Here is a 25,713-nt window from a genome sequence, read left to right as displayed (position 1 = left end):
CCTCCCTTTCCTCGGTCACTCCAGTTCGGCCAGCCGCTGGGCCGTCTGCCGGGCGGTCGGCTCGCTCGTGCCCACGGTGTCGTCCGGCAGCCGGGACCACTCGGTCCGGGCGGCCCGGTAGGCCTCGCGGGCGGCGCGTGGACGCGACGCCGCCTCATAGGACATACCCCGCCAGTGGTGCGCCTGCGCGCCCAGCTCGACCGCCTCCTGGCGCCGGCGGTCCGTTTCGGCCTCCGACTCCGCATCGCGGGCCGCCTGAACCGCGCCCCTGAAGGCGTCGACCGCGTCGTCCAGCCGGGCGGGCCGGCCCAGGCTCTGGAACGCCTCGAACTGGGTCTGGCCGAGTTCGAGCCAGCACCGGGCGGCCAGCACCGGATCCTCCGCCTCGGTGGCCGCCAGCCCCAGCAGGTGCTCCGCCTCCCGCAGGTCGACGCGGTCGCCCCGGGCCCGGTACCTGAGCATCAGCGCCCGGCCCAGCAGCAGCAGCCGGTGGGCGAGCCGCGCGCTGCCGGCCGGGGTCTCCGTACGGCAGTCCCGCAGCACCCGGATCGCCCGGGAGACCGCTTCCTGCGCCCGGGGACCGCTCTCCGACGCGGCGCGGCGCAGCAGCACCTCGCCCCACTCGGCGAGGACGTCGGCGTGCGCGGGCGCGTCCCGCGGCACGCCCCGGGCGGCCTGCGCGAAGTGCTCGGCGGCGTCCTGCAGCGCCCGCGGATCGCCCGACTCGGCATGACGGGCCGCGCTGATCCGTCCGGCGCGCACCAGCAGGGAGGCGCGCAGACTCTGCTCGCGGGTGAGGTCCAGCGCCTCGTCGACCCGGGCCTGGGCGTCGTTCAGGGAGCCGCCCGACCTGAGGAGCGCGTCGACCAGGTCGAGGAGGGTGCGGACGCGCTCGCGGGCGGGGCCGCCGGGGGCGGGAGCCGTCGCGTCCGGGCCGCCGTCCAGGGCGTCGCGCAGCGACTGGGCGCCCTGCTGCGCGTACAGGCGGGACTGTTCGGGGTCGGCCGTGGCGCCCGAGAGCCTCAGCAGGACGCGGCCGTGGGCCAGCGGCAGTCCCGGGGGCCTGAGGCGCCGGTCCGGCCAGGCGTCGGCGAAGGCCTCCAGCATGCCGACGGCGCCCTGGAGGAGCGCGCTGTCGCGGCCGAGCCGCCACTGCGCCTCCAGCGCGCCGACCCGCTCCAGGGTGAGCCGCAGCGCCTGGTCCGTCTCCAGGTCGGGCGCGGCGCAGGCCACCGCGTACTCACGGTCGGCGCGGCGCAGCAGGTCGAGCGCCCCCCGCCGGTCGCCGCGCCGCCTGCGGTCGGTGGCGGCGGCGTGCAGCACCCGTGCCAGTACGGCCCGTTCGCGCAGTGCCCGGGGGTGGGCGACGGCCCGCTCGGCGGCCGCCTCGGCCTCGCGCAGCATGTCGCCGCCGCCCTGCACCTCCCACAGGCGCAGCAGGCAGTGGGCGAACTCGGCCCACAGCTCGGGGTCGGCGCCGACGGGCCTCTCGTGCTCGGTGGCGCCGCGCAGCAGCTGCACGGCGTCGATCAGGTCCTGCACCATCCCGTCCTGGTCGAACTGCCCGACCAGCGAGCGGGCCCGGGTGACCGCCGCGTGCGGGGGGCGGTCCTCCTCGGGGTTCGGCCGTCCCCGGCTTCCGTACAGCGCGAACTGCTCGGGCAGCGGCATGAACCGCTCCAGGACCCGCGCGGCGACCTCGGCGAACGGCTGCGGGACGAGGACCGTCCCGCCGCGGTGGCCGTCGCCCCCGCCGTCCGCGTCGTCGCCGTTCGCGCCCTGGTAGGCGGTGCCGGTGACGGGGGCGTAGGGGCGCCCCGAGCCGCCGTTGCCGAGCTGGGCGAGGGCCAGGGCGGGGAAGTTCGGTCCGCCCTTGCCGAACCGCTGCTCTATGTACTCCGAGCAGTGCTTGAGGACCAGGACGGCCTCGTCGCGGCCCAGCGGCGACAGCAGCGACTCCTGGACGCCGGAGGCGAACTCGTACCACTGGACGCCGTCGTGCCCGTGCGCCTCCCTGGCCCGTGAGACGAGTCCGCTGAGCAGCACCTCGGCGAGTTCGGAGGGCCCGGAGCCCGGGAGCATGGTCCGCTGCACCAGCTGCATCACCGGGAGGCAGAGCGGGGCCGCCGCCAGGTAGACGGCGAGCCGGCCCGCGGCGGGCGAGGCGCTGGAGCGGAACCTGCTGACGAGTTCGAGCGCGGAGGGCCGCCGTCCGGGCGGGGCGGCGGGCGTGGGCGGATGGTCGGCGCGCACCCAGCCGACGGCGCCCGCCACCGGTCCGGCACCGGCGCCGGACAGCAGCCGGGCCCAGGCACCGAGCGCCACCGGTTCCGGCGGCAGCACGGGCACCGGGGCCGCGCCCCGGCGGGCCTCGGGGGCCGGGCCCGCCGTCGTGCGCACCCGCAGTGCGGCCGCGCCGCCCAGGCCCTCGCCGCGGCTCAGTTCGCCGTAGGTGACCGGCAGTCGGGTGCGCTGCCACATGCGCTGGGGCAGCGGTTGCAGCACGGCGACGGGGCTCTGCCGGGAGAGGTGGTGCAGCAGCCGGTGGGCGCGGCCGCTGTGCCACAGCGGGCCGGCGCAGTCGCTGACCAGCAGGGTGATCCGGCGGCCGGTCGGGTCGCTCAGCCGGTCCGCGGAGTGCAGGGGCGCGGCGGAGAGTTCCGGGCTGCGGCTGACGGCCGGTTCGCCGTCCGGGCCCTGGTGCAGATGGCTGACCTGGATGTCCCAGAAGGCCCCCAGCTGGCCGAAGACCTGCTCGAGTTCGGCGAACATCCGGTCCCACACCCGCATGGACGACGAGGTGTCCATCACCAGCTGGAGCCGTGCGTCGGCGCGGGTCACCGCGCGGAAGACGGGCAGGACGAGGCCGCCGGTCCGTGCGCTCAGCTCGGCGGTGGCCGTCTCGTCGAGCACCGAACGCAGGGGTGGAGCGGCGCTGCGGTAGCCCTGCAGGGGGCGCAGGGCGCGCTGGAGTTCCAGGGGCGCGGGGAACGCGGGAGCGGCGGGCACGCCGACAGGCAGCCCCGTCGCCCGGTGCGCGCCACCGGTCCCCGGCTCCGTGTCCGGCGCCGCGGAACGCGCCCCGGGCCGGCGCGCGGTGTGCGGTACGGGATACAGGGCCACGTTCCGGTCGGCCGACGCGCTGTGCGCCTGCGGCTCCGGGACGGCGGGCCGGGTCCGCCCCGGCTCCGGTCGGGACGGGAGCGCCGCGGCGCCCGCCGTCCGGCCGCCGGGCCGCGCGTCGTCCCGCGCCGGCCGTACGGAGCCGGGCCGGCCGGACTCCACCGGCTCGGCGCCGCCGGTGGGGCGCGCCCAGCGGGCCAGCCACAGGGTGTCGCACAGCTCCTCGGCGTCCGGGTCGAGCCCGATCCCGCGCAGCCGGACGACCAGCTCCGCGACGAGGTCGCCGGGCTCGCAGGAGGGTCCGGACGCGGAGGGGGGCCCGGGCGCGGGGGTGTCCGGCCCGTCCGCGGGTACGGGGCCGTGCCGCGCCGCCGCATCAGGCATCAGCGGGTCACCTCGGACGGTCGAGTCGCTGGATGAGCAGGTCCGCGAGCCGGTCGCGGCTGGGCGGGGCCGCCGCGTCGGTGAGGTAGATGGCGTTCAGCAGCTGGTCGGCGGCGACCAGTTCGCTGCGGGAGCGCTCCAGGAAGTGCGCGATGAGGTCGTCGCCCGCGCGCGCCGCCTCGTCGCCGAGGTGGGCCCGTACGAAGGTGGCGAGCCGCTTGTGGTCGGGCCGGCCCAGTTCGAGGTGGATGCAGCGGCGCATCAGCGGGGCCGGGAAGTCGCGCTCGCCGTTGCTGGTCAGCACCACGAAGGGGAAGGCCCGGCAGCGCACCCGGCCGTCCCGGACCGTCACCCTGGTGCCGTCGGCGGTGAGCACCTGGGCCTCTCCCCCGGGCAGCCGGTCGGCGATCCGCTCCAGCTCGGGGATGGCGAACTCGCCTTCCTCCAGCACGTTCAGCAGGTCGTTCGGCAGGTCGATGTCGCTCTTGTCCAGCTCGTCGATGAGGACGACACGCGGGGTGTCGGAGGGCAGCAGCGCGGTGCCGAGCGGACCGAGCCGGATGTAGCTCCCGATGCCCTCGACCGCTCCGGGGGCACCGGCCGCCGTGCCGCCGCCCTCCGCCGCGGCGCCCCGTGCGCCCTGCGCGGCGATCTGCACGTCCTGGAGCCGGGCGATCGCGTCGTAGTGGTAGAGGCCGTCCTGGAGCGTGGAGCGGCTCACGATCGACCAGCGCAGGACGTCGCCCAGGCCGAGTTCGTACGCGACGGAGTGCGCGAGCGTGCTCTTGCCCGCGCCGGGGCTGCCGGTGACCAGCAACGGGCGGCGCAGATACAGCGCCGCGTTGATCATCTCCAGCTCCTCGGCGCCGGGCCGGTGCAGTTCGGCGAGGTGCCGGTGGGCGCCGAGCCTGCGGTCCTGGGAGCCGTCGGCGCCGGCCGGTGCCGCCTCCCGGCTCGCGAAGTCCCGCCAGGGCGGCGGCGCGGGCAACCGGTCGATGCCGCCGTGGGGTTCACCGGCGCCTCGGTAGATGAGCCACTCGCTGGATTCGGTCATTGCCCAGTCCTCGTCGTCACTGGTCCGCCACGGCAGCCGTCGATCGTGCATCACGGTATCGACCCTCGCCGGACCCCGTAAGGGCCCGGCGTGAGCGACCCTGGGGCCGGTCACGGCACCTCCCGCGCCTTCGTCCCGCTCCCGCTTCCCGCGCCCCCGGGCTCCTCGGTTCCCTCGCTCCCCGGCTCCCGCGCGCACCGGTCCCCCGGCGTCCGCCGGGCGCTCACGGCGCCTGCAGGAGGTCGCCGGCCCCGGGCAGGGGGCGCGCGTCGTCGTAGAACAGGGCGATGCCGTCGGCCCAGTAGGTCTCCGCGCGGCCGGCGCGCACCCCCGCCCGTAAGGCGTACACGAGTTGGGGGAGCCGTTCCGCGCTGCCCGCGCCCGCGACCGTGTCCCCGGCTCTGCGGTGGAACTCGCCGCAGACCGCGTCCGGTCTCCCCCTCCAGCGCCGCCACACCGCGACCCCGAAGCCGCCGCGCACGATCCGGACGAGTGCGGCCGCGTCGTCCTCGAACCGGTGGTCGCCGTAGCGGCAGAGCACCGGGACCGTGCCGTGGGGCAGCCCCCTCAGCACGTCCGCGGGCGGCACGGGTACCCGCAACCCGTCCTCGCAGTCGAGCACTTCGGCCTTCGCTCCGTGCGCGTGGATCCACCGCCAGCGGGCCTGCCGTTCGGCGTCGTCCACGTCGCCGGCGCCGCCGTCCCAGCTGTCGTCACCGCCGAATCCGCCGGGTACGGGCGAGAACGGGTCGTCGTCGGCGGGCAGTTGGTCGCGGTCGGCGCAGCGGACCACGACGGGGCGGTGGGCGCCGAGCGGGGGCTCGCCGGGCACGACCTGCCAGGCGTCGACGTCGAGTCCCAGCAGCGGGTGGGGCAGCGCGACCTGGAGGACGGCGGGCCGTCCCGGTTCGTCGCAGCGGCGGAACGCCTCGGCGAGGGGTGCGGCCAGCCGGCCGGGGAGTTCCGCGAGGTGCGTGCGCTGGTCCTCCCGGACGCGGACCACGTCACCGGCCGGGTGGGCGACGGCGACACGCCAGTCGCAGCGGTCCGGTTCCCAGCCGCGACGCGCCAGTTCGAGCAGGACGAACCGGTGCGGCCCGGGGTGGGCGGCGGCGTCCGGGTGGGGCTCCGCGGCGGTCCGCCCGTCGTCCTCCCCGTCACGCGGGGCGGAGAGAGCCTGACCGGTCCCCTGGGGTGCCCCGGGCACGGCGGGGGCACCGGGCGCCGCAAATGCCTTGGGCACGACGGACGCACCGGGCGCCGCAGGTGTACCGGGCACGGCGGACGGGACGGGCGCCCCGGGTACGACGTCCACGCCGGCCTCCGCCGGTCCCGGTAAGAGCCGGGGTGGCACCACGGCCGGACGCCGGGGTGACCGGAGCAGATCGATGCGCTGCTGCGCGAGATGCCTGCGGTAGCGCAGCCCGAGGCCCTCGGCGGCCTGCCGCACCCACTCCCACAGCGCCTGCTCCGCGCTCTCGGTGCCGGGCGTACCGAAGGGCCGCTCGGCCGACATGACCCGCATCGCGTAGTCGAGGACGACCTCCAGCCCACTGGTGCCGCGTGCGCTCTCGTACAGCGCCCCGAGACCGTCGCGCCAGCCGCGGGGGGCCGGGTGCGGGATCGAGGCCTGCCGGTCCAGCAGCTCCTCCAGGACGTCGAGCAGGCCGCGGGTGCTGACCGGGGGCGGCAGGTCGGCGAGGCGGCCGAGCAGCTGGGTCCGCTCGTCGGGGCCGAGCGTGCGGCCGGGCCGCGCGCCGAGCTGGCTCTGGACGTCGGCCCAGGTACTGCGGTCGGAGTCGGGGTGGCGCTGCCGGTCGCGGTGGTAGCGGTCATGCGCGTGGAAGACGGCCTGGTAGAGGTCGTCGTGCTCGGCCCGGACCCCGTCCGCCGGGACGGGCAGCGAACGGAGCTGCTCCACACCGGTGGAGGTGCCGCCGGGCCCGCGGTCGGCCCGCGACTTCAGCACACCGACCACCTCACCGCGTACGGGGTCGACCACGGGCCCCCCGGAGACACCGGGCGGGAGGACGTCCCCGCCCAGCCGTATCTGCTCGTCCGAGGACCAGCCGCCGAGGGTGCCCTGGACCTGGAGCGTCCCGTTCAGCCGCTGCAGCCGGCCGTCCACGACCGTCCAGCCGGAGAAGAAGACGGTCGCCTCGCCGTAGTAGGCGGCCGGGCGTTCGGTGAGGTAGGCGCAGTGGTGGTCGACGGGCTCGCGCAGCTGGATCAGGGCGAGGTCCGGGGAGGGCCAGCTGCCCCGCGGGGGCTGCCGGACGTGGTCGGGCAGGACCGCCGTCACCTCTCCGGCGACGGCGGACGTGCCACGGCCGGGCCCGGTCTCGTAGACCACGGTGACCTCACCCCCCTTGCCGCTCGGTGTCACGTGCGCGCAGGTGAGAACCCAGTTGGGCGCGATGAAGAAGCCGCTCCCGAGGAACGTGCCTGGCTCGTCCAGGGCATACCCGGACCCCGCGCGATGGATGCGCACCGTCGCCGCCATGACGAGATCACGCAGCGCACGGTGGGCGGCGTCGCGCTCGCTCGATGCGCCCGGGGCGTGCTCGCCCGTCACGCCACGCCCCCGCCGGCGGCGTCCGCGGCACCCCCATGCGCCGAAGCGCCGGGAGACGCGCCCGCGCGCGCCGAGGGGACCGACGGAGCACCGCCGCCACCGGTCCCGGCAGAGGTGCGCGCGTCGGTGCCGGTGCGGCCGTCGGTGCCGGTGCGGCCGTCGGTGCCGGTACGGCCGTCGGTGCCGGTACGGGCGTCCGCGTTCGCGTCCGCGTCGGGGTCGAGATCCGGTGGGCCGCCGTTCCAGGTGAGGGTGACCGTGATGCCGGCCTTGGCCTCGCCGTCCGCGAGGAGGCCGACCACCTTGCCGGCCTTCGCGGTCAGCTCGATCCCGAACTCGACGCTGACCTCGTCCGGCTTGACCGCTCTCAGCGGGTCCGCCAGTGAGCGCGCGACGCTCGTGACCACCGCGTTCAGGCTCTCGACGTGCGCCTCGATCCGCTCGCCGAACCCCGTGTCCGTGTACGCGAGTCCGCCGGACGGCTCCGTCGGCTCCTCGTCCAGCTCTTCGGCCGCCGAGATGCGCGCCCACACGGGCGTCCCGTCCGGCATCGCGATCCGCGCGACCCGGGTCACTCCGTCACCCATGACATCCCCCGTCACCCCGTTCCCCCGAACCCCGTAGGCACCGCCTGACCGACCGTAACTCCCGGGTGGCGGTGGCGCGAGAGGCCCTCCGGGCTCCGGCCGCCCCCGCCTATCCTTTTCCTTGTCCTCCCGCGTCCCGCACGGGAGGAAGGTCTACGTTGCCTTCCCTCCAGGGAAGACGCCCACCCCTTTCCCGTCCCTTTCACCTTCGGAGCACCACCCATGTACTTCACCGACCGCGGCATCGAGGAGCTGGAGAAGAGGCGCGGCGAGGAGGAGGTCACCTTCGAGTGGCTCGCCGAGCACCTGCGCACCTTCGTCGACCTGAACCCGGACTTCGAGGTTCCGGTGGAGCGGCTGGCCACCTGGCTGGCACGGCTGGACGACGAGGACGAGTAGGCGGCGCGCCACTCACGACCAGGGGGACGGCCACCAGACCCGGATTCCGGGGACGGCGGCCCGTCCCCTTTTCCGACCGCCGGGACCTCTCCGGACGATCGCCCGGAGAGGTCCCGCGGATCCCCCGGCGACGGACATGACGGACAGTCTTGACTTCCCGCAATCGCGATATATCGTGTGTTGTGGGAGACGCGATATGGCGCGTTACGCCTCATGTCCCATCGGGTTCAGCCGGCCGAGGAGGTCCGCACCATGTCCGAGTGGTCCGTCGCAGAGCCGCGGAAGCTCACCTTCGACGCCCCCGTGACGGCACTCCACGTGCGCATCGTCGACGGAACGGTCAACGTGGTCGGCACCGACGGTGGTTCCGCCCGGCTGGAGGTGTCCGCGATAGAGGGACCCCCGCTCACGGTGACGCAGCGCGGAGGCACCCTCACCGTCGCCTACGAGGACCTGCCCTGGAAGGGGTTCCTGAAGTGGCTGGACCGCAAGGGCAGGCGGCGCAGCGCGGTCGTCTCCCTCGCGGTCCCCGCGGCGACGCGGGTCGAGGTCGGCGTGGTCGGGGCCGGCGCGATGGTCTCGGGGCTGGACGGGCGCGCGGACATCAAGGGTGCCACCGGTGACACGACACTGGTCGGACTCTCGGGCCCGGTCCGCGCCACGACCGTCTCGGGGAGCGTGGAGACCCAGGCCGTCACGGGCGATCTCCGGCTGAACTCGGTCTCCGGGGACCTCACCGTCATCGAGGGCGGCTGCCCGTCCGTGAAGGCCGACTCGGTGAGCGGTTCGATCATCCTCGACCTGGATGCCACGGGCGGCCCGGCCGACGTCGCCCTCACGACCGTCTCGGGCGAGATCGCGATCCGCGTCCCCCGCACGGCGGACGCGCGCGTCGAGGTGAACAGCGCGAGCGGCACGGTCTCCAGCACCTTCGACGACCTGCGGGTCGGCGGCCACTGGGGCCGGACCGGATGCGGCTCGTGGGGCGCGAACCACATCAGCGGGAAGCTGGGAGCCGGGACCGGCAGGCTGAGGGCGACGACCGTCTCAGGGGCGATCGCCCTGCTGCGGAGGCCACCGGCGGAGGACGAGCCATGGGACACGGACCCGGACGACCGTCCCGGCGGTCCCCGCACCACCCCGCCCGCCGACTCCCACGACGCCCCCGCCGACAGGGCCCACGACATCCCGGCCCACAAGAAGGTGCTCTGACATGCCCCCCGTCTTCGCCCACGGCCGACTGCGCCTCTACCTCCTGAAGCTGCTGGACGAGGCCCCCCGCCACGGGTACGAGGTGATCCGTCTGCTGGAGGAGCGTTTCCAGGGGCTGTACGCACCCTCGGCCGGCACCGTCTACCCCCGGCTGGCGAAGCTGGAGGCCGAGGGTCTGGTGACCCACACGACCGAGGGCGGCCGGAAGGTGTACGCGATCACGGACGCCGGCCGGGCCGAGCTGGCCGACCGCAGCGGCGAGCTGGCCGACCTGGAGCTGGAGATCCGCGAGTCGGTCGCCGAGCTGGCCGCCGAGATCCGCGCCGATGTACGGGGCGCGGCCGGGGATCTGCGACGTGAGATGCGGGCGGCGGCCTCCGAGGCCCGGCGGGGCTCCCGCACGGGCGCGGCGGGCGAGGGGCGCGGGGGCGCGTCCGAGGAGTCCGGCGAGACGGACTGGCGGGCCGCGAAGGAGGAGATGCGGAAGGTCAAGCAGGAGTGGAAGGAGCAGGCCCGGCGCGCGAAGGACGAGAGCCGGCGGGCCCGCGAGGAGGCCCAGCGGGCCCGGCGCCAGGCCAAGGAGGCGCAGGACAGCGCCCGGACGCTGGCGGCGGAGGAGATGCAGCGCATGGCCAGGCGGGTCCAGGAGCAGGTCCAGGACCACTTCGCCCGCGGCGACTGGCCGACCGGGGTCCGGGAAGGACTGGCCGAGCTGGCCAAGGAGTTCGGCGACTTCGGCAAGAACTTCGGGACCGACTTCGGCAAGGACTTCGGAGGCAGGGCTTCCGGGACCTCGCACGCCGGAGACAAGCACTCCGGGGGCGGCAGCCCTCAGGACAAGGGTTCCGCCCCCAGGAGCACGACCTCCGCCGAACCCGGGTACACGGTCACGCCGGACGACTTCCCCGCCGGTTACGAGCCCGCCTGGGTCCACGAGGGTTCCACCGGTGATCCGGCCCGTGACCTCGACCGGCTGCTGGACCGGTTCAGGGACGACATCCGTGACGCCGCCCGCGACCACGGCGTGACGGAGGGCCAGCTGCGCGAGGCGAGGCGCCACCTGTCGACGGCGGCGGCGCACATAGGGGCGGCACTCCGGTCACCGAAGGCATGAGACTCCCCTCGCGCCTGTGGTGCCCGACGCTCTGGGAGCCGGGGCCTCCCCGGCGCCCGGAGCCGTCACCCCGCCTCGGCCAGGCCCTCTCCCCCGCCGTACAGGACACGGGTGACCGACTCGTACGTCACCCCGTGATCGGCGAGCACCTCGGCGGGGACTCCGGGGTGGATGAGGAGTGCCATGAGGAGATGCTCGTCCCCGATGTGACGGTGGCGCCGGGCGAGGGCGATGCGCAGGGACCGGGTCAGCGTGTCCTTCGCCCCCCGGGCGAAGGGGCGGCGTCCCGGCCACCGGCCCGCTCCCTTCCGGCCGGAGCCGAGCGCGCCGACTCCGTGCGCCTCCTCGACACGGGACACGATCTCCGTCAGATCGATGCCGAGACCGGAGAGCGCGTCGGCGTCCGCGCGTGACAGCCCTCCGCGACGGCGCGCGTCGGCGAGCGCCTCCCGTACCGACGCGCGGCGCTTGTCCACGCCGAGCGCCGCGAGGGCGAACGACGCCCGGCTCGCCTCCCGGTCGAGGAGAGCGAGGAGCATGTGCTCCTCCTCGACCGCCTCCGCACCCGAGGACTCCGCGTGCTCGCTCGCGCCCAGAACCACGGCGCGGGCGTCCTTGGTGAAGCGTTCGAACATCACTGCCTCCCGTACTTCTTGTGCACTGCCTGCCTGCTCACACCGAGCTCCGCGGCGATCTCCTGCCACGACCAGCCCTGATTGCGCGCACTGCGCACCTGCACCGCCTCCAGCTGCTCCAGCAGCCTCCGCAACGCGGAGACCGCCCGCAGCCCGATCCGCGGATCGCGGTCACCCGCGCGCTCGGCGAGATCCGTTGCCTCGGTCATGCGTGTCAACTTACATTGACATCCGCGCAGCGTCAACCGTGGTTGACAGGATGGGTCGGGCCGAGCGCGGACGCGGACTCCGGGTGCCGGGAAGCAGGCAGGCGGCGGGCCCGTGACCGGGCCCGCCGCCTGCCGCGTGGAGACGAAGGTGGAGAAGTGACGAAGGTGGAGAGGTGGAGAGGTGGAGAGGTGGAGAGGTGGAGAGGTGGAGAGGAAGGCAGAAGGACGGAGGGACCGGTGCCGGAGGACGGTGCGCGAGGCGTCAGGAGTGCGTCGTCAGCACGATCTTGCCGAACTGTCCGCCCGACTCCATCCGCTCGAAGCCCTCACGGGCCCGGTCGAGCGGAAGGACCTCGTCGATGACGGGCCGCACCCCCGTCGCGGCGCAGAAGGAGAGGAGGTCCTCCAGCTCGTCCTTGCCGCCCATCGTCGACCCGACGATCCTCAGCTCGAGGAAGAAGATCCGGGTCAGCTCGGCGTGCGAGGGACGGTCGCCGCTCGTCGCCCCGGAGATGACGACCGTGCCGCCGGGACGCAGGGACTTCACCGAGTGGGACCAGGTGGCCGCGCCGACGGTCTCGATGACCGCGTCCACCCGCTGCGGCAGCCGCGCACCGGGTTCGAGCGCCTCCACGGCCCCGAGTTCGACAGCCCGCTTGCGCTTGGCCTCGTCGCGGCTGGTGGCGAAGACCCGCAGCCCCGCGGCCCGGCCGAGCACGATCGCGGCGGTGGCCACACCCCCGCCCGCGCCCTGGACGAGCACGGAGTCTCCGGGACGCACCCCGGCGTTGGTGAAGAGCATGCGGTACGCCGTCAGCCAGGCCGTGGGAAGACAGGCGGCCTCCTCGAAGGAGAGCTCCTTGGGCTTGGGCAGGACGTTCCACGTCGGTACGGAGACCTGTTCGGCGAAGGTCCCCTGGTAGCGCTCGGTGAGGATGGAGCGGGGCTCGGCCGGACCGACGCCGTGGCCGGTCTGCCCGATGACGGAGTGGAGGACGACCTCGTTGCCGTCCTGGTCGATCCCGGCGGCGTCACAGCCGAGGATCATCGGCAGCTTGTCCTCACCGAGGCCGACTCCGCGCAGCGACCACAGGTCGTGGTGGTTGAGGGAGGCGGCCCTGACGTTCACGGTCGTCCAGCCGGGCCGGGCCTCGGGGGCGGGCCGCTCCCCCAACTCGAGGCCGTTCAACGGCTGGTCACGGTCGATTCGGGCGGCGTAGGCAGCGAACATGACCTTGACCCTAGGTCTCCGCCACCGCCGGCGGAACCAGCCCCCGGTGTGACACGCGTCCCGCCACCCCACCCGAACGGACGAATGCCCGGGTAAAGAAGTGGTCCCGCCCAAAAGACCCGGGCGGGACCACGAACCGATCGAACCGACCGGACCCACGGACCGCGAACCGGAGGACCGGCGGACCGGCGGACCCGACGGGCCGACAGACCGGCGGACCGGCAGACCGGCGGACCGTCAGCGGCGGGCCACGCCTTCCGCCCGCGCGGCCGCGGCCACCGCCGCCGTCACGGCGGGGGCGACCCGCTCGTCGAACGGCGAGGGGATCACGTAGTCGGCGGCGAGATCGTCACCGACTACCGCCGCAAGCGCCTCGGCGGCCGCGATCTTCATCGTCTCCGTGATCCGGGAGGCCCGGACCTGGAGCGCACCGGCGAAGATCCCCGGGAACGCGAGCACGTTGTTGATCTGGTTCGGGTAGTCGGACCGCCCGGTCGCGACCACGGCCGCGTACTTGTGGGCGATGTCCGGGTGCACCTCGGGCGTCGGGTTGGCCATGGCGAACACGAACGCGCCCTCGGCCATGGAGGCCACCGCCGACTCAGGGACCGTGCCGCCGGAGACGCCGATGAACACGTCGGCGCCCGCCAGCGCGTCCTCCAGCGAACCGGAGATCCCCGCCTTGTTGGTGATCTCCGCGAGTTCCCGCTTGACCGGCGTCAGGTCGTCCCGGTCGGCGGACACGACACCCTTGCGGTCGGCCACGGCGACGTCGCCGAGCCCTGCCTCCAGCAGGAACTTGGCGATGGCGACACCGGCCGCGCCCGCTCCGGAGATCACGGCGCGCAGGTCGCCGAGCGCCCGCCCGGTGAGCCGGGCGGCGTTGCGCAGGGCCGCGAGGGTCACGACCGCCGTGCCGTGCTGGTCGTCGTGGAAGACCGGGATGTCCAGCCGCTCCTGGAGCCTGCGCTCGATCTCGAAGCAGCGCGGCGCCGAGATGTCCTCCAGGTTCACTCCCCCGAAGGACGGCGCGAGCCGGACGACGGTCTCGATGATCTCGTCGGTGTCGGTGGTCGCCAGGGCGATCGGCACCGCGTCGACCCCGCCGAACTGCTTGAACAGGATCGCCTTGCCCTCCATCACGGGGAGCGAGGCCTCCGGTCCGATGTCTCCGAGCCCGAGCACGGCCGTCCCGTCCGTCACGACGGCGACGACGGACGACTTCCACGTGTAGTCATGGACCAGCTCGGGCTGCTCGGCGATCGCGCTGCACACTTTCGCGACGCCGGGTGTGTACGCCAGGGACAGGTCGTCCTTGTCGCGAACCGGCACGGTGGCCCGCACGGCCATCTTGCCGCCGCGGTGCAGCGCGAAAGCGGGGTCGAAAGCGAGATCCACGCCGTCCGCCCCGTCGACCGTGGCGACGGAATTGACCGGCTCCGCGTCGCCTTCATGACCTGTATTGCTGTCGCTGCGAGGATTGACGATCTCCGCTGCCACTTTGTTTTACCCCTTAAGTCTTCAAGGTTTGAGGGTGACCACGCCTGGTTGAGGTGTGGGCGGGCACCGCGTATGACCCTGGTGGCTGATGCGTACGGGGTACGTACGGGCACATACGCGACGGGCGCGCCGCACACGCGCCCTGAGCCCCGGATGAGGGGTGTAAGGAACCTTCATACCGGACGGACCGCGCGGTGGACGAGTCCATAACGAAGGTCACACGTCGGGGACATGACTCCTCACCGGATATGCGGACAAGTCCATGACATTTCCACGGACACGGCACGTGCGCAGATGCCGGTGATCACTTCGCGCACGGCACCGAAGATCTTCCGGTCGGAAGACGGGATTCCCGCATAAGGTCCGGTCGTGTGTACCGACCTGTAGCGGTTCGGGGGTGACCCGTTATCCGATTTTGACATAGCGAGCCCCCTGAATGGCTGAGTCCGAATGGCAAGATGCCGTCATCACACGAGGTCGCGACACCCGAAGGTGTGTGTTCTCGTCGACCCATCGGCAACTCCCTCATCCGCCGGAGGAACCCTCATGACCGCAAGCACCACCCGTCGTACGACTGCGCAGTCCCGGATAGCCGCGGTCGCTGCGATCGCGGTCGCCGGCACCCTGCTGCTCACCGGCTGCGGTGACCAGACCAAGGACAAGGACTCGGGCAGCAGCACGCAGTCCGGCTCGGCCCCGCTGGCCGACAAGCTGCCCCAGGCGATCCGCGACAAGGGCGTCATCAAGGTCGGTTCGGACATCGCGTACGCGCCGGTCGAGTTCAAGGACAGCTCCGGCAAGACGGTCGGCATCGACCCCGACCTGGCCGACGCCATGGGCAAGCAGCTCGGCGTGAAGTTCGAGTTCCAGAACGGCACCTTCGACACGCTGATCACGGGTCTGCGCTCCAAGCGCTACGACATCGCGATGTCGGCCATGACGGACACCAAGGACCGTCAGGAGGGCCTCGACTCCGAGACCGGCAAGAAGGTCGGCGAGGGCGTCGACTTCGTCGACTACTTCACCGCCGGTGTCTCGATCTACACCAAGAAGGGTGACGACCAGGGCATCAAGACCTGGTCGGACCTGTGCGGCAAGAAGATCGTGCTGCAGCGCGGCACGGTCTCCGAGGACCTGGCCAAGTCCGAGGCCCAGAAGTGCCCCAAGGGCAAGACCATCGCCATGGAGGCCTTCGACAACGACCAGCAGGCCCAGACCCGCCTGCGCGGCGGCGGCGCGGACGCCGGCTCCTCCGACTTCCCGGTCGCCGCGTACGCGGTGAAGACCTCCGGCGGCGGCAAGGACTTCCAGATCGTCGGCGAGCAGGTCGAGGCCGCTCCGTACGGCATCGCGGTCGCCAAGTCGAACACCCAGCTGCGGGACGCCCTGCAGGCCGCGCTCGACGCGGTCATCAAGGACGGCACCTACGACAAGGTGATCTCGAAGTGGGGTGTCGCGGACGGTGCCGTGAAGGCGGCCCGGATCAACGGCGGCAAGTGACCCGGCGGCCGGGGCACTGAAAGGCAACATCCGTGACTGTTGACATCGACAAGACGACGGGCCCGGAGGACACTCCCCCGGCCGGCCCGGAGGCCATCAAGGCCATCCCGGTCCGGCACTACGGGCGGTACGTGTCCGCGGTCGCCGCGATCGCGATCCTGGTCGCCGTGGTCTACGCGTTCTCCCAGGGCAAGATCAACTGGGGCGTCATCCCGGACTACTTCTTCGACGACCGCATCGTCACCGGCGTCCTCAAGACGCTGCTGCTGACCGTCCTGGCCATGGCCATCGGCATCGTCGGCGGCATCATGCTCGCGGTGATGCGCCTGTCCAGGAACCCGGTGACCTCGTCCATCGCGTGGTTCTACATCTGGTTCTTCCGAGGCACCCCGGTCCTGGTCCAGCTGGTGGTCTGGTTCAACCTCGGCCTGGTGTTCGAGTACATCAACCTGGGCCCGATCTACAAGGACTACTGGTCCAGCTTCATGACGCCGCTGCTCACGGCGCTGCTGGGACTCGGCCTCAACGAGGCCGCGTACATGGCGGAGATCTGCCGCGCCGGCCTGCTCTCGGTCGACGAGGGGCAGACGGAGGCCAGCCACGCGCTGGGCATGAGCCACAGCAAGACCCTGCGCCGGGTCGTGATCCCGCAGGCCATGCGGGTGATCGTGCCGCCCACCGGCAATGAGGTCATCAACATGCTGAAGACGACCTCGCTGGTCTCGGTGATCCAGTACTCGGAACTGTTCCGCGTCGCCCAGGACATCGGCCAGACGTCGGGCGCACCGGCCGAGATGCTGTTCCTCGCCGCGGCCTGGTACCTGCTGCTGACCTCGGTGTTCAGCGTCGGCCAGTACTACCTGGAGCGCTACTACGCCCGAGGCTCCAGCCGCAGCCTGCCGGCCACACCGTTCCAGAAGATCAAGGCGAACATGCTGTCGCTCAGCCGCTCGAGGGGAGGTGTCGCATGACCGGGAAGACGAACTCCCCCCTGACGAAGTCAGCGCCCGGCACGGCGATGGTCAAGTCGGAGGGCGTCCACAAGTCCTTCGGGGCCGTGGAGGTGCTCAAGGGCATCGACCTGGAGGTCAAGACCGGCGAGGTGTTCTGCCTCATCGGCCCCTCCGGCTCCGGCAAGAGCACGTTCCTCAGGTGCATCAACCACCTGGAGAAGATCAACGCCGGGCGGCTGTACGTCGACGGCGAGCTGGTCGGCTACCGCCAGAAGGGCGACAAGCTGTACGAGCTCAAGGACAGCGAGGTCGCGCTGAAGCGCCGGGACATCGGCATGGTCTTCCAGCGCTTCAACCTGTTCCCCCACATGACGGCGCTCGACAACGTCATGGAGGCTCCGGTCCAGGTCAAGGGCGTCTCCAGGTCGCAGGCCCGGGAGCGCGCGGGCCAGCTCCTGGAGCGGGTGGGTCTCGCCGACAAGGCGCTGAACTACCCCTCGCAGCTCTCCGGCGGCCAGCAGCAGCGGGTGGCCATCGCCCGTGCGCTGGCGATGGACCCGAAGCTGATGCTGTTCGACGAGCCGACCTCGGCACTCGACCCGGAGCTGGTCGGTGACGTCCTCGACGTCATGCGCGACCTCGCCGAGTCCGGGATGACGATGGTCGTCGTCACGCACGAGATGGGCTTCGCCCGTGAGGTCGGCGACAGCCTGGTCTTCATGGACGGCGGCGTGGTGGTCGAGTCCGGCAACCCGCGTGACGTGCTGACCAACCCGCAGCACGAGCGGACGCAGTCGTTCCTGTCCAAGGTGCTGTGACGGGTCCGCGCAAGCGCGTGTGCGAGGGCGGTACGGGATTCCCGTACCGCCCTCTCCGCCTGTCCGGGCCGCGCGGCCCGGACGGACCGTCCGGCCGCCGCTCCACCCTGGGCATCCGTTTCGCCTCGGGCGCCCGTGCCCCCGCAGGGGCGTGTCACTCTCGTGTCCCTGCTGGCGCCGTGTCACCGGTGGGTGCGCGTCATCCGGGTGTCCGGGTCACTTGAGGGCGAGGACCAGGGCGTCCGACGGCGAGCACCAGACCGGGCGGGCCTCCGTGAAGCCCTGTTCGCGCAGCACGCGCGCGTGCCACGCGGCGGAGGGCGTGTCGCCGTCGGCGTGCTCGCCGTAGATCTCGAAGCGGCGCGCGGTCGGCCCGGCGAGCACCGGGTCCTGGGCGGCCAGCGCCCACCACTGCGACCAGTCGAGGGCGCCGTCCCGCTTGGCCTGTTCCATGCGGGCGTGCCGCAGCTCCCGCTCGGCCGCGTTGATCCGGGGCGTGGTCTCGTCGATCATGTGGTCGGCGTTCATGAAGACGCCGCCGTCGCGGACGAGTTCCGCGACCTGACCGTAGAGGGCCGCGAGGGGTTCGGTGTGCAGCCAGTGCAGGGCCGTGGCGGTCAGGACGGCGTCGTACGTGTCGTACGGCAGCTCGGCCGGCCACTCGGGGTCCTTCAGGTCGGCCGTCACGAACGAGACCCGGTCGTCGCCCGCGAAGGTGCCCTCCGCGATGGCGAGGAGCGCGGGGTCGAGGTCGACGCCGGTGCTGGTGGCGCCGGGGAGGCGGTCGAGGAGCCGGGCGGTGATCGTGCCCGTGCCGCAGGCCAGGTCGAGGACGCGCGGCTCGGGGCCGGCCAGCGCCTCGACCATGTCGAGCATGATCCCGAAGCGTTCCTCGCGGTCGGGCATGTACCACTCCTGCTGCCGGTCCCAGCTCGTCTGCCAGGCGGCCCAGTCGGCACCGTGCGGCGCGGACCCGGTCGTGGTGGTGGAGGTCGTGGTCATGAGAAGCCCCTTCTTCCGTTCGTCACGGTTCTTCACCGCCCGCGTAATACCCTGAAAGCGCGGTCGTCTCTTACCCGACCGCACCCGTGACAATAGAGCGCCCTCGTAAGGACTACAAGTGGAACTGGCCTATTACTCGGACTACGCCGTACGTCTCGTCAACAGCGAGGAGCCGGCCCGGGGCAAGGACGCGCTCACCTCGGTGGAGGCCGTCCGCGACCTCTTCGGGGGCAACGCCTCGGCGGCCCGGCGCGCGACGGACGCGGACGTCACCCGCTTCCGCTCCGTCCGCGGCAGGCTGCGCGGGGTCTTCGAGGCGGCGGACACGGGGGACGAGACCCTCGCCGTGGACCTGCTGAACTCGCTGCTGCTGGAGTTCCCGGTGAGTCCGCAGATCTCCGGGCACGACCACCGCGACGACGACGACCGCCCGCTGTGGCACATGCACCTGGCGGACCACCCGTCGAACGCGACGGCCGGCTACGCGGCCATCGCCGCGATGGGTCTCGCCTTCCACCTCACCGCGTACGGGGTGGACCGCCTGGGTCTGTGCGAGGCACCGCCGTGCCGCAACGCCTACCTGGACACCTCGACCAACCGCTCCCGGCGCTACTGCTCGGACCGCTGCGCGACCCGTGCCAACGTCGCGGCCTACCGCGCCCGCAAGCGCCTGGAGGCCGACCGGTCGCAGAGCACCGGCCTCGCCGCGGAGAACGCCCAGCCCAGCAGCGCCAGCGGAGAACGCTGACCCTTCTTCCACGGCCGGTACCGGAACCGCACCGTCCCGAGCACCAGTTCCTCGGGGACGGTGCCGTAGTCGGTGCTGTCACCGCCGGCCCAGGCGTTGTCACCGAGCACCCACCAGCCGCCCTCCCGCCGCTCGGCGGCCCGCTTGACGACCAGCAGGTCCTGCTGGAACGGATGACGCAGAACGACCACGTCACCGGGCCTGACCCTGCCGCCGTAGCGCACGACGAGCCGGTCCCCGTGGTGCAGCGTGGGCACCATCGACGGTCCCGTCACCTCAGCCGTACCGAACGGCAGGAGGGACCTCCCGCGCTCGGTCTCCTGCGACAGCTCCGGCATCACCGGCACCTCCCCGGTCCGATCCTCCACCAGTCCCAGTCTCACCCCGGACTTTTGTCCTAAGCCCATGGGGGCACCCGAGAAAACCCGTCTCCCACGGAGTAATGTCCCACCTGAGAAGACGATCACGAGGAAGGACAGCTCAATGCTCTCCCGCCTGTTTGCCCCCAAGGTCAAGGTCAGCGCGCACTGCGACCTGCCCTGCGGTGTGTACGACCCGGCCCAGGCCCGCATCGAGGCGGAGTCGGTGAAGGCCGTCCAGGAGAAGATGGCCGCCAACGACGACCCGCACTTCCAGACGCGTGCCACGGTCATCAAGGAGCAGCGCGCCGAGCTCGCGAAGCACCACGTCTCGGTGCTGTGGAGCGACTACTTCAAGCCCCCGCACTTCGAGAAGTACCCGGAGCTGCACCAGCTGGTCAACGACACCCTCAAGGCCCTCTCGGCCGCCAAGGGCTCGACCGACCCGGCCACGGGACAGAAGGCTCTGGACTACATCGCCCAGATCGACAAGATCTTCTGGGAGACCAAGAAGGCCTGATCCCAGGCTCTTTGCCGACCTGCGATTTCCTTGATCGTCGGGTCTCCCCGTCCGCACCCGGTCCGCGGGCCGCCGAACACGGCGTCCGTCACGGACCGGGTGCGGTCTTTTCGTCCGGCGGGCAGGCAGCGCGACCGCGTCCCCTGTCGGTGGCGCGTGCCATGCTGGGGGCATGACGCTGGAGGATTTGGTCCGGCTGCGCCGGGTGCGCGACCGGATGGACCGCGCGTACGCGGAGCCGCTCGACATGCCGTCGCTCGCGCGCGCCGCGCTGATGTCGCCCGGGCACTTCCAGCGCAGCTTCCGGGCCGCGTTCGGCGAGACCCCGTACAGCTATCTGATGACCCGGCGGATCGAGCGGGCCAAGGCGCTGCTGCGGCGCGGCGATCTGACGGTGACCGAGGTGTGCATGGCCGTGGGCTGTACGTCGCTCGGGTCGTTCAGCTCCCGCTTCACCGAGCTCGTCGGGGAGACTCCGAGCGCCTACCGCGCCCGGTCGCACGAGCACGGGGCGCCGATCCCCTCCTGCGTGGCCCAGCGGCTCACCCGCCCCGACCGACGCCGCGAACCCCGGGCGGAACCGGGTGTGTGGCTTTAGCGTGAGGTCATGGACCTGAAACTGTCCCAGTGCTTCATCGCCGTGGACGATCACGACAAGGCTCTCGCGTTCTACCGGGACGTGCTGGGGCTGGAAGTCCGCAACGACGTGGCGTTCGAGGGGATGCGCTGGGTGACGGTGGGTTTCCCGCTCCAGCCCGGCGTGGAGATCGTCCTGGAGCCGCCCGCCGCGAACCCGGACGCGTCCCCCGCCGACAAGCGGGCGATGGCGGAGCTGCTCGCCAAGGGCGTCCTGCGCGGGGTCATCTTCTCCACCGCCGACTGCGACGCCCTGTTCGAACGCGTCCGCGCGTCCGGCGCCGACGTCCTGCAGGAGCCGACGGACCAGTCCTACGGCGTCCGCGACTGCGCCTTCCGCGACCCGGCCGGCAACCTGCTGCGCTTCAAGGAACGCCCGGCGGCGGAGCGCTGAGCGGTCCGCTAGCGGGGGTCCCAGGCCTCCACGTCGACCACGGCCTCCACGGGGATCGGCCCGTACACGTGCGGGAACTCCTCGCCTCCCGGTTCGGCGGCCTCGTATCGCACGGGCACGTCGAGCCGGCCGGCGTCGACGACGAGGACGACCAGGTCGTCCGGGCCCGTGTACGAGCCGTACAGGAAGGCGGCGACGGCCGGGAGCTGGTGGCGTAGCGAGCAGTGGACGAAGCCCTCCTGCCGAAGGCCGCGGCCCCGGGTCGACCACTCGTACGTACCGGCCGTCCGGGCCGCCTCCCACAACGAGCGCTCGGTGATGTGCAGCAGCGGTTCGGTCATGGCACCACGCTACGGTCCGGGCGGGGTCAGGCTCGCGGTTCCCGCCACATCGGCCACATGGGAGGGCCGTCCGGCAGGTCGACCGTGCGGCCCGTGAAGGCGAAGCCGAGGCTCTCGTACAGCCTGCGGCTGCGGGCGCTGCTCGCCTCCAGATAGGCGGGCAGCCCCTCGCGGTCGCAGCGGTCGAGGACGTGCCGGACGAGTGCGGTGCCGAGTCCCTCGCCCTGGTGTCCCGGAGCGACGCCGATCATCCAGAGGTACTCGTGGGCGCGGTCGGCCGGGTGCGCCGTGCTCGTCAGGCGCCCCACCAGTTCCACCCGTTCGTTGTCCGGGTCGACGGACTCGCGCAGCAGGACGGCCTCGTCGGGTCCGCCGGTCTCCCCCGCCCGCTCGTCCGGCTGTCCGGCGGGCACGGACAGCCACAGGGCGCACGCCGTGCCGTCCTCGGTGACGTCGACGCGGCCCTCGGCGAGCACGATGTCGAGGAAGGCCCGCATCAGCTTGTGGTGCGTGCGGCGGCGGTACTCCTCGCCGGGGAAGACCCAGCCGCTCACCGGGTCGTCGTGGAACGCCTCGTCGAGCAGCCGGACGACCAGCTCCCGGTCGTCCTCCCCCGCCGTCCGGATCGCCACGCCCATGTCCCCGCCCCTTCGCCTCAACCGACCACGCCTGTATGGCGCTTGAAGCTTAAGGGCTGTCCTAGGTGACGGGCCCCGCACGCCGTGGGGATGTGCGGGACCCGCCGGCCGGTGCCGCCGGGGGCCGTACGGAGGTCAGGTGCCGTACGGTCCCGGTGGCGCCGGGGTCTCACCGGCTCGATCCGCCCCCCGGCTCAGCTGCTGCGCCGGGTCACGAACTCCGCCAGTGCCCATAGGCTTCCCGCCTGCTCCGGTTCCGGAACCGCCCTGGACAGTTCTTGCATCGCCCGGGCCATCCGGTCGGCCGCCTCGGTCTGCGCCCAGTCGCGGCCTCCCGCTCGCTCGACGGCCATCACCGTGCGCTCCAGATCCCCCTCCTCGTAGGGCGCCGCGTACAGCGCGGCGAGCTCGTCACCGGCCGGAGTGCCGGAGGCGAGGGCCGCGACGACGGGCAGCGACTTCTTGCGGGCCATGAGATCCGCCCCGGCCGGCTTGCCGGTACGGCCGGGGTCCCCCCAGATCCCGATCACGTCGTCGATCAGCTGGAACGCCAGCCCGGCCTGACGGCCGAACGCGTCGAGCGCCTCGACGTCCTCCTCGTCCGCTCCCGCGTACAGACCCCCCAGCGCGCAGGCGCAGCCCAGCAGCGCCCCCGTCTTCGCCTCGGCCATGGCGAGGCACTCGTCGAGCGTGACCTCGCCGGGACCGCGCCGCTCCATCGCCGTGTCCGCGTGCTGTCCCGCGCACAGCTCGACGACGCAGGCGGCGAGCCGGGCGGCGGCGGCCGGGGACGCGGGGTGCGGGTCCTCGGCGAGCAGCCGGTGGGCCAGTGCCTGCAGTGCGTCCCCGGCGAGGATCGCGTCGGCGTCCCCGAAGACCGCCCAGGCGGTGGGGCGGTGCCGGCGCGTGGTGTCGCGGTCCATGACGTCGTCGTGCAGCAGGGTGAAGTTGTGGATCAGCTCCACGGCCGCCGCCGCCCGTACGGCCGGTGCCTGCCTGCCGCCCAGTGCCCGGGCCGCGGCGAGGACGAGCGCGGGCCGGATCGCCTTGCCGGCGTGGCCGGCCGCGGGTCTGCCGTCCGCGTGCTCCCAGCCGAAGTGGTAGCGCGCGATCCGGCGCATCGAGCCCGGCAGCGAGTCGACGGCCCCGCGCAGTGCGGGGTCGACCGACGCCCGCGCGTCCTCCAGGATCCGCGGGGCCTCCTGTCCGTCGGAGGAACGCCACGCCTCCTGCCCCGGGGAGGTCTCCGCGGCCGGGGCCTGCCGCTGGGCAGGCGGCCCGTGCCGTTCGCTCGCGCCCTGCCGCGCGAGCGCGCCCTGGTGTTCGGTGGGGCTGCGTCCTTCGATCGGGGTCCGCCTTCCGGGGGTCTCGGTCGTGGTCTGCGGTGTCCCGGCCGTGAGCTCGGTCATGCGGCCCCCTCCGGGACCTGGCGTACGGCGAAGTCCCCCTGCCGTGCCGCGGCTTCCCCCCGGAGTGCGCCCGCCCCGGCGGGCGGGCACAAGACGCCGGGCGTGCGGAGCGTCACCGCCAGCGGCCGATCTCGACGTTCTCCAGGACTCCGAGGGCGTCGGGCACCAGGACGGCCGCCGAGTAGTAGGCCGTCACGAGGTACTTGATGATCGACTGCTCGTTGATGCCCATGAAGCGCACCGACAGGCTCGGCTCGATCTCGTCGGGGATCCCGGCCTGCTGCAGTCCGATGACGCCCTGCTCGGCCTCTCCGGTACGCATGCAGATGATCGACGTCGTCCTGGCGTCGCTCACCGGGATCTTGTTGCACGGGTAGATCGGCACGCCCCGCCAGGTCGGGATGCGGTTGCCCGCGATCTCGACGCTCTCGGGGACGAGACCGCGCCTGTTGCACTCGCGGCCGAACGCGGCGATCGCGCGCGGATGGGCGAGGAACAGTTTGGACCCGCGCCTGCGGCTGAGCAGTTCGTCCATGTCGTCCGGGCCGGGGACGCCGTCGTGCGGCTGCAGCCGCTGCTCGTACTCGCAGTTGTTGAGCAGCCCGAACTCGCGGTTGTTGATGAGCTCGTGCTCCTGGCGCTCCTTCAGCGCCTCGACGGTGAGCCGCAGCTGCTGTTCCGTCTGGTTCATCGGCTGGTTGTAGAGGTCGGCCACGCGCGTGTGGATGCGCAGCACGGTCTGGGCGACGCTCAGCTCGTACTCGCGGGGCGCCGACTCGTAGTCCACGAAGGTGCCGGGGATGTCCGGCTCCCCGGTGTGTCCCGCCGCCAGCTCGATCGCCTTCTCGCCGTACTTGTTGGTCCGCTGCGCCGGAATGGTGCGCAGCCGCTGGAGGTGGTCGCGCAGCGAGTCGGCGCGCTCCGCGATCTGTTCGAGGTCCCGGCGGGGCAGGGTGAGGACGGTGCAGGCGGTGACGGCGCGGGCGGTGTATTCCCAGATGGCGTCCGGGTCGATGAGTGCCTGCTCGCCGAAGTACGCGCCGTCCGCCAGGACTCCGAGGACCGCGTCGTCCCCGTAGGGGCCGGTGCCGACCTTCTCGACCTTGCCGTGCGCGAGCAGGAAGACCTCGTCGGCCTGGCTGCCGAACGAGGCGAGCACCTGGCCCGGCGCGAACTCCCGCTGCCGGCAGCGCTGGGCGAGCTCGCCCAGCACGTCCTGGTCCTCGTAGTCCCGCAGCATCGGCAGCTCGCCGAGCTCCGCGGGGATGACCTGCACACGGTCACCGGTCTTCACGAACGTCACGCGGCCGTCGCCCACGGAGTAGCTGAGCCGCCGGTTCACTCGGTACGTGCCACCCTGCACGTTCACCCAGGGCAGCGTCCGCAGCAGCCAGCGTGAGCTGATCTCCTGCATCTGCGGTGCCGACTTGGTGGTGGTGGCCAGGTTCCGCGCGGCCGATGTGCCGAGACTCTGCTGCGGCTTGCCCTGCTCGGCGCGGACCTCTTCGCCTACCGACATGAAATGTGTCCTCCCGGTCGTGCGCTGATCTGCGGAAACCAGCTTTCCATCACCGTGCGTGCCGGTGCTATTACACGAATGAGCGGGGTTGGATCACGGGGGAATGGGCAGAAAGCCGTTCTTTTCCCGTCCGTCCGCCGTTCGCTGACCGGATCGGCTCGCACGCCGTGCGAACGACGCGTCCCGGCCACCGCGGCGGGGGACAAGCCGCGTACGAGGCGGTCACGACCGGTGGCCGTCGCGCGGCACGAAGGAGGCGGTCATGGCCCCACCCATGTCCGCGGCACGGTTCCTGGACCGGCTGGAGGAAGAAGGCGTCACCGTCGTCGAGGTCGGTGACTGGAAGCACCACAACCGCGACCGGCAGGGCCCCTGGGGGCCGGTGCACGGCGTCATGATCCATCACACGGCGACCTCGGGTTCCGCGCGGACCGTGAAGGTCTGCCGCGACGGCCACCCCCACCTGCCCGGCCCGCTGTGCCACGGGGTCGTCACCAAGGACGGCAGGATCCACCTCGTCGGATACGGCAGGGCCAACCACGCGGGCTCGGGGGACGACGACGTGCTGCGCGCGGTCATCGCGGAGAAGGCCCCGCCCAGGGACAACGAGGCGAACACCGACGGCAACCGTCACTTCTACGGCTTCGAGTGCGAGAACCTCGGCGACGGGGAGGACCCGTGGCCCGAGGCCCAGCTGGACGCCGTCGCCCGTGCCTGCGCGGCGATCTGCCGTCACCACGGATGGACGGAGCGCTCGGTCATCGGGCACCGGGAGTGGCAGCCGGGCAAGGTCGACCCCAAGGGCTTCTCCATGGCCTCGATGCGGGAGCGGATCCACGAGCGGCTGAAATGA

At 72.6% G+C, this 25,713-nt stretch carries 25 protein-coding genes; 11 read left to right on the top strand and 14 right to left on the bottom strand.

The window, feature by feature from the left end:
- Positions 1-15: 15 nt before the first annotated feature.
- The 4 genes from ACFY93_RS20225 to ACFY93_RS20210 all read right to left on the bottom strand — a co-directional run bounded on the left by ACFY93_RS20225 (position 16) and on the right by ACFY93_RS20210 (position 7,723).
- A complete protein-coding gene (locus ACFY93_RS20225; protein ID WP_391360720.1) occupies positions 16-3,507 on the bottom strand; it encodes an SAV_2336 N-terminal domain-related protein in 3,492 nt (1,163 codons plus the stop codon).
- A gap of 7 nt (positions 3,508-3,514) precedes the next feature.
- On the bottom strand, positions 3,515-4,561 hold the full coding sequence (locus ACFY93_RS20220) for an AAA family ATPase (protein WP_391360717.1): 1,047 nt from the start codon (positions 4,559-4,561) through the stop codon (positions 3,515-3,517).
- A gap of 223 nt (positions 4,562-4,784) precedes the next feature.
- The gene (locus ACFY93_RS20215) at positions 4,785-7,136 is read right to left on the bottom strand and encodes a trypsin-like peptidase domain-containing protein (RefSeq protein ID WP_391360714.1); all 2,352 of its coding nucleotides are present in this window, start codon (positions 7,134-7,136) and stop codon (positions 4,785-4,787) included.
- Positions 7,133-7,723: a CU044_2847 family protein gene (locus tag ACFY93_RS20210; RefSeq protein ID WP_391360711.1), complete on the bottom strand. Its 591-nt coding sequence runs from the start codon at positions 7,721-7,723 to the stop codon at positions 7,133-7,135. The genes ACFY93_RS20215 and ACFY93_RS20210 overlap by 4 nt, the downstream gene beginning before the upstream one ends.
- Positions 7,724-7,945: 222 nt before the next feature.
- Here ACFY93_RS20210 and ACFY93_RS20205 point away from each other — a divergent pair, with 222 nt between their 5' ends.
- From ACFY93_RS20205 to ACFY93_RS20195, 3 genes are all read left to right on the top strand, one after another.
- Positions 7,946-8,122, top strand: a complete 177-nt coding sequence (locus ACFY93_RS20205; RefSeq protein ID WP_391360709.1) for a DUF6104 family protein — start codon at positions 7,946-7,948, stop codon at positions 8,120-8,122.
- A 252-nt stretch (positions 8,123-8,374) separates the two neighbouring features.
- A complete protein-coding gene (locus ACFY93_RS20200; RefSeq protein ID WP_391360706.1) occupies positions 8,375-9,334 on the top strand; it encodes a DUF4097 domain-containing protein in 960 nt (319 codons plus the stop codon).
- 1 nt (position 9,335) lies between these two features.
- On the top strand, positions 9,336-10,448 hold the full coding sequence (locus tag ACFY93_RS20195) for a helix-turn-helix transcriptional regulator (protein WP_391360705.1): 1,113 nt from the start codon (positions 9,336-9,338) through the stop codon (positions 10,446-10,448).
- Between the two features lie 65 nt (positions 10,449-10,513).
- Here ACFY93_RS20195 and ACFY93_RS20190 read toward each other — a convergent pair whose 3' ends face one another.
- From ACFY93_RS20190 to ACFY93_RS20175, 4 genes are all read right to left on the bottom strand, one after another.
- Complete coding sequence (locus ACFY93_RS20190; RefSeq protein ID WP_391360702.1) at positions 10,514-11,083, bottom strand: Clp protease N-terminal domain-containing protein; 570 nt, start codon at positions 11,081-11,083, stop codon at positions 10,514-10,516.
- Positions 11,083-11,292, bottom strand: a complete 210-nt coding sequence (locus ACFY93_RS20185) for a helix-turn-helix domain-containing protein (RefSeq protein ID WP_010984411.1) — start codon at positions 11,290-11,292, stop codon at positions 11,083-11,085. The genes ACFY93_RS20190 and ACFY93_RS20185 overlap by 1 nt, the downstream gene beginning before the upstream one ends.
- Before the next feature lie 262 nt (positions 11,293-11,554).
- The gene (locus ACFY93_RS20180) at positions 11,555-12,523 is read right to left on the bottom strand and encodes a zinc-binding dehydrogenase (RefSeq protein ID WP_391360700.1); all 969 of its coding nucleotides are present in this window, start codon (positions 12,521-12,523) and stop codon (positions 11,555-11,557) included.
- A 237-nt stretch (positions 12,524-12,760) separates the two neighbouring features.
- Positions 12,761-14,023: a malic enzyme-like NAD(P)-binding protein gene (locus ACFY93_RS20175; protein ID WP_391360698.1), complete on the bottom strand. Its 1,263-nt coding sequence runs from the start codon at positions 14,021-14,023 to the stop codon at positions 12,761-12,763.
- 546 nt (positions 14,024-14,569) lie between these two features.
- Between ACFY93_RS20175 and ACFY93_RS20170 the strand changes: the two genes are divergently transcribed.
- Genes ACFY93_RS20170 through ACFY93_RS20160 form a run of 3 tightly spaced genes read left to right on the top strand, consistent with a single transcriptional unit; the run spans position 14,570 to position 17,294 of the window.
- Positions 14,570-15,523, top strand: coding sequence for a transporter substrate-binding domain-containing protein (locus ACFY93_RS20170; RefSeq protein WP_391360696.1), 954 nt, complete (start codon positions 14,570-14,572; stop codon positions 15,521-15,523).
- 32 nt (positions 15,524-15,555) lie between these two features.
- Positions 15,556-16,494, top strand: a complete 939-nt coding sequence (locus tag ACFY93_RS20165) for an ABC transporter permease subunit (RefSeq protein WP_391360694.1) — start codon at positions 15,556-15,558, stop codon at positions 16,492-16,494.
- Entirely contained in the window at positions 16,491-17,294 is an 804-nt protein-coding gene (locus ACFY93_RS20160) for an ATP-binding cassette domain-containing protein (RefSeq protein WP_391360692.1), read from the top strand. Before ACFY93_RS20165 ends, ACFY93_RS20160 begins: the two co-directional genes overlap by 4 nt.
- 216 nt (positions 17,295-17,510) lie before the next feature.
- On the opposite strand, the gene ACFY93_RS20155 is transcribed toward ACFY93_RS20160, so the two are convergent.
- A complete protein-coding gene (locus ACFY93_RS20155; RefSeq protein WP_391360689.1) occupies positions 17,511-18,296 on the bottom strand; it encodes a methyltransferase domain-containing protein in 786 nt (261 codons plus the stop codon).
- 118 nt (positions 18,297-18,414) lie between these two features.
- Here ACFY93_RS20155 and ACFY93_RS20150 point away from each other — a divergent pair, with 118 nt between their 5' ends.
- Positions 18,415-19,044, top strand: a complete 630-nt coding sequence (locus ACFY93_RS20150; protein WP_391360688.1) for a CGNR zinc finger domain-containing protein — start codon at positions 18,415-18,417, stop codon at positions 19,042-19,044.
- On the opposite strand, the gene sodX is transcribed toward ACFY93_RS20150, so the two are convergent.
- Positions 18,948-19,382: a nickel-type superoxide dismutase maturation protease gene (sodX, locus tag ACFY93_RS20145; protein WP_391361077.1), complete on the bottom strand. Its 435-nt coding sequence runs from the start codon at positions 19,380-19,382 to the stop codon at positions 18,948-18,950. The genes ACFY93_RS20150 and sodX overlap by 97 nt on opposite strands.
- 145 nt (positions 19,383-19,527) lie before the next feature.
- Between sodX and sodN the strand changes: the two genes are divergently transcribed.
- From sodN to ACFY93_RS20130, 3 genes are all read left to right on the top strand, one after another.
- Positions 19,528-19,923: a superoxide dismutase, Ni gene (gene sodN, locus ACFY93_RS20140; RefSeq protein WP_215207465.1), complete on the top strand. Its 396-nt coding sequence runs from the start codon at positions 19,528-19,530 to the stop codon at positions 19,921-19,923.
- Between the two features lie 172 nt (positions 19,924-20,095).
- Complete coding sequence (locus ACFY93_RS20135; RefSeq protein ID WP_391360684.1) at positions 20,096-20,521, top strand: helix-turn-helix domain-containing protein; 426 nt, start codon at positions 20,096-20,098, stop codon at positions 20,519-20,521.
- A gap of 9 nt (positions 20,522-20,530) precedes the next feature.
- The gene (locus ACFY93_RS20130; protein WP_391360681.1) at positions 20,531-20,953 is read left to right on the top strand and encodes a VOC family protein; all 423 of its coding nucleotides are present in this window, start codon (positions 20,531-20,533) and stop codon (positions 20,951-20,953) included.
- An 8-nt stretch (positions 20,954-20,961) separates the two neighbouring features.
- Here the strand turns inward: ACFY93_RS20130 and ACFY93_RS20125 are convergent, their stop codons facing one another.
- The 4 genes from ACFY93_RS20125 to ACFY93_RS20110 all read right to left on the bottom strand — a co-directional run bounded on the left by ACFY93_RS20125 (position 20,962) and on the right by ACFY93_RS20110 (position 24,860).
- Positions 20,962-21,294, bottom strand: coding sequence for a DUF952 domain-containing protein (locus ACFY93_RS20125; protein ID WP_391360679.1), 333 nt, complete (start codon positions 21,292-21,294; stop codon positions 20,962-20,964).
- 26 nt (positions 21,295-21,320) lie between these two features.
- Entirely contained in the window at positions 21,321-21,932 is a 612-nt protein-coding gene (locus tag ACFY93_RS20120) for a GNAT family N-acetyltransferase (protein ID WP_391360677.1), read from the bottom strand.
- 194 nt (positions 21,933-22,126) lie between these two features.
- Positions 22,127-23,341, bottom strand: a complete 1,215-nt coding sequence (locus tag ACFY93_RS20115; RefSeq protein ID WP_391360674.1) for a family 2 encapsulin nanocompartment cargo protein polyprenyl transferase — start codon at positions 23,339-23,341, stop codon at positions 22,127-22,129.
- Positions 23,342-23,453: 112 nt separating this feature from the next.
- On the bottom strand, positions 23,454-24,860 hold the full coding sequence (locus ACFY93_RS20110; protein ID WP_391360672.1) for a family 2B encapsulin nanocompartment shell protein: 1,407 nt from the start codon (positions 24,858-24,860) through the stop codon (positions 23,454-23,456).
- 262 nt (positions 24,861-25,122) lie between these two features.
- Between ACFY93_RS20110 and ACFY93_RS20105 the strand changes: the two genes are divergently transcribed.
- Complete coding sequence (locus tag ACFY93_RS20105) at positions 25,123-25,713, top strand: N-acetylmuramoyl-L-alanine amidase (RefSeq protein WP_391360670.1); 591 nt, start codon at positions 25,123-25,125, stop codon at positions 25,711-25,713.

The sequence above is a fragment of the Streptomyces sp. NPDC008313 genome (assembly GCF_042956125.1).
In the GTDB taxonomy this organism is placed as follows: domain Bacteria; phylum Actinomycetota; class Actinomycetes; order Streptomycetales; family Streptomycetaceae; genus Streptomyces.
The sequence above is the reverse complement of the archived record's forward strand: the minus strand, read 5'-3'. Positions and strand labels throughout refer to the sequence as shown.

Bases quoted from the DNA above. Each gene is read 5' to 3' on its own strand.
- ACFY93_RS20130 (WP_391360681.1), top strand. From the start codon at position 20,531: ATGGACCTGAAACTGTCCCAGTGCTTCATCGCCGTGGACGATCACGAC.
- ACFY93_RS20170 (WP_391360696.1), top strand. From the start codon at position 14,570: ATGACCGCAAGCACCACCCGTCGTACGACTGCGCAGTCCCGGATAGCC.
- ACFY93_RS20105 (WP_391360670.1), top strand. From the start codon at position 25,123: ATGGCCCCACCCATGTCCGCGGCACGGTTCCTGGACCGGCTGGAGGAA.
- ACFY93_RS20190 (WP_391360702.1), bottom strand. From the start codon at position 11,083: ATGTTCGAACGCTTCACCAAGGACGCCCGCGCCGTGGTTCTGGGCGCG.
- ACFY93_RS20185 (WP_010984411.1), bottom strand. From the start codon at position 11,292: ATGACCGAGGCAACGGATCTCGCCGAGCGCGCGGGTGACCGCGATCCG.
- ACFY93_RS20125 (WP_391360679.1), bottom strand. From the start codon at position 21,294: ATGACCGAACCGCTGCTGCACATCACCGAGCGCTCGTTGTGGGAGGCG.
- ACFY93_RS20200 (WP_391360706.1), top strand. From the start codon at position 8,375: ATGTCCGAGTGGTCCGTCGCAGAGCCGCGGAAGCTCACCTTCGACGCC.
- ACFY93_RS20160 (WP_391360692.1), top strand. From the start codon at position 16,491: ATGACCGGGAAGACGAACTCCCCCCTGACGAAGTCAGCGCCCGGCACG.
- ACFY93_RS20110 (WP_391360672.1), bottom strand. From the start codon at position 24,860: ATGTCGGTAGGCGAAGAGGTCCGCGCCGAGCAGGGCAAGCCGCAGCAG.
- ACFY93_RS20120 (WP_391360677.1), bottom strand. From the start codon at position 21,932: ATGGGCGTGGCGATCCGGACGGCGGGGGAGGACGACCGGGAGCTGGTC.
- ACFY93_RS20135 (WP_391360684.1), top strand. From the start codon at position 20,096: ATGACGCTGGAGGATTTGGTCCGGCTGCGCCGGGTGCGCGACCGGATG.
- sodN (WP_215207465.1), top strand. From the start codon at position 19,528: ATGCTCTCCCGCCTGTTTGCCCCCAAGGTCAAGGTCAGCGCGCACTGC.
- ACFY93_RS20180 (WP_391360700.1), bottom strand. From the start codon at position 12,523: ATGTTCGCTGCCTACGCCGCCCGAATCGACCGTGACCAGCCGTTGAAC.
- ACFY93_RS20195 (WP_391360705.1), top strand. From the start codon at position 9,336: ATGCCCCCCGTCTTCGCCCACGGCCGACTGCGCCTCTACCTCCTGAAG.
- ACFY93_RS20205 (WP_391360709.1), top strand. From the start codon at position 7,946: ATGTACTTCACCGACCGCGGCATCGAGGAGCTGGAGAAGAGGCGCGGC.
- ACFY93_RS20225 (WP_391360720.1), bottom strand. From the start codon at position 3,507: ATGCCTGATGCGGCGGCGCGGCACGGCCCCGTACCCGCGGACGGGCCG.
- ACFY93_RS20115 (WP_391360674.1), bottom strand. From the start codon at position 23,341: ATGACCGAGCTCACGGCCGGGACACCGCAGACCACGACCGAGACCCCC.
- ACFY93_RS20210 (WP_391360711.1), bottom strand. From the start codon at position 7,723: ATGGGTGACGGAGTGACCCGGGTCGCGCGGATCGCGATGCCGGACGGG.
- sodX (WP_391361077.1), bottom strand. From the start codon at position 19,382: ATGCCGGAGCTGTCGCAGGAGACCGAGCGCGGGAGGTCCCTCCTGCCG.
- ACFY93_RS20155 (WP_391360689.1), bottom strand. From the start codon at position 18,296: ATGACCACGACCTCCACCACCACGACCGGGTCCGCGCCGCACGGTGCC.
- ACFY93_RS20220 (WP_391360717.1), bottom strand. From the start codon at position 4,561: ATGACCGAATCCAGCGAGTGGCTCATCTACCGAGGCGCCGGTGAACCC.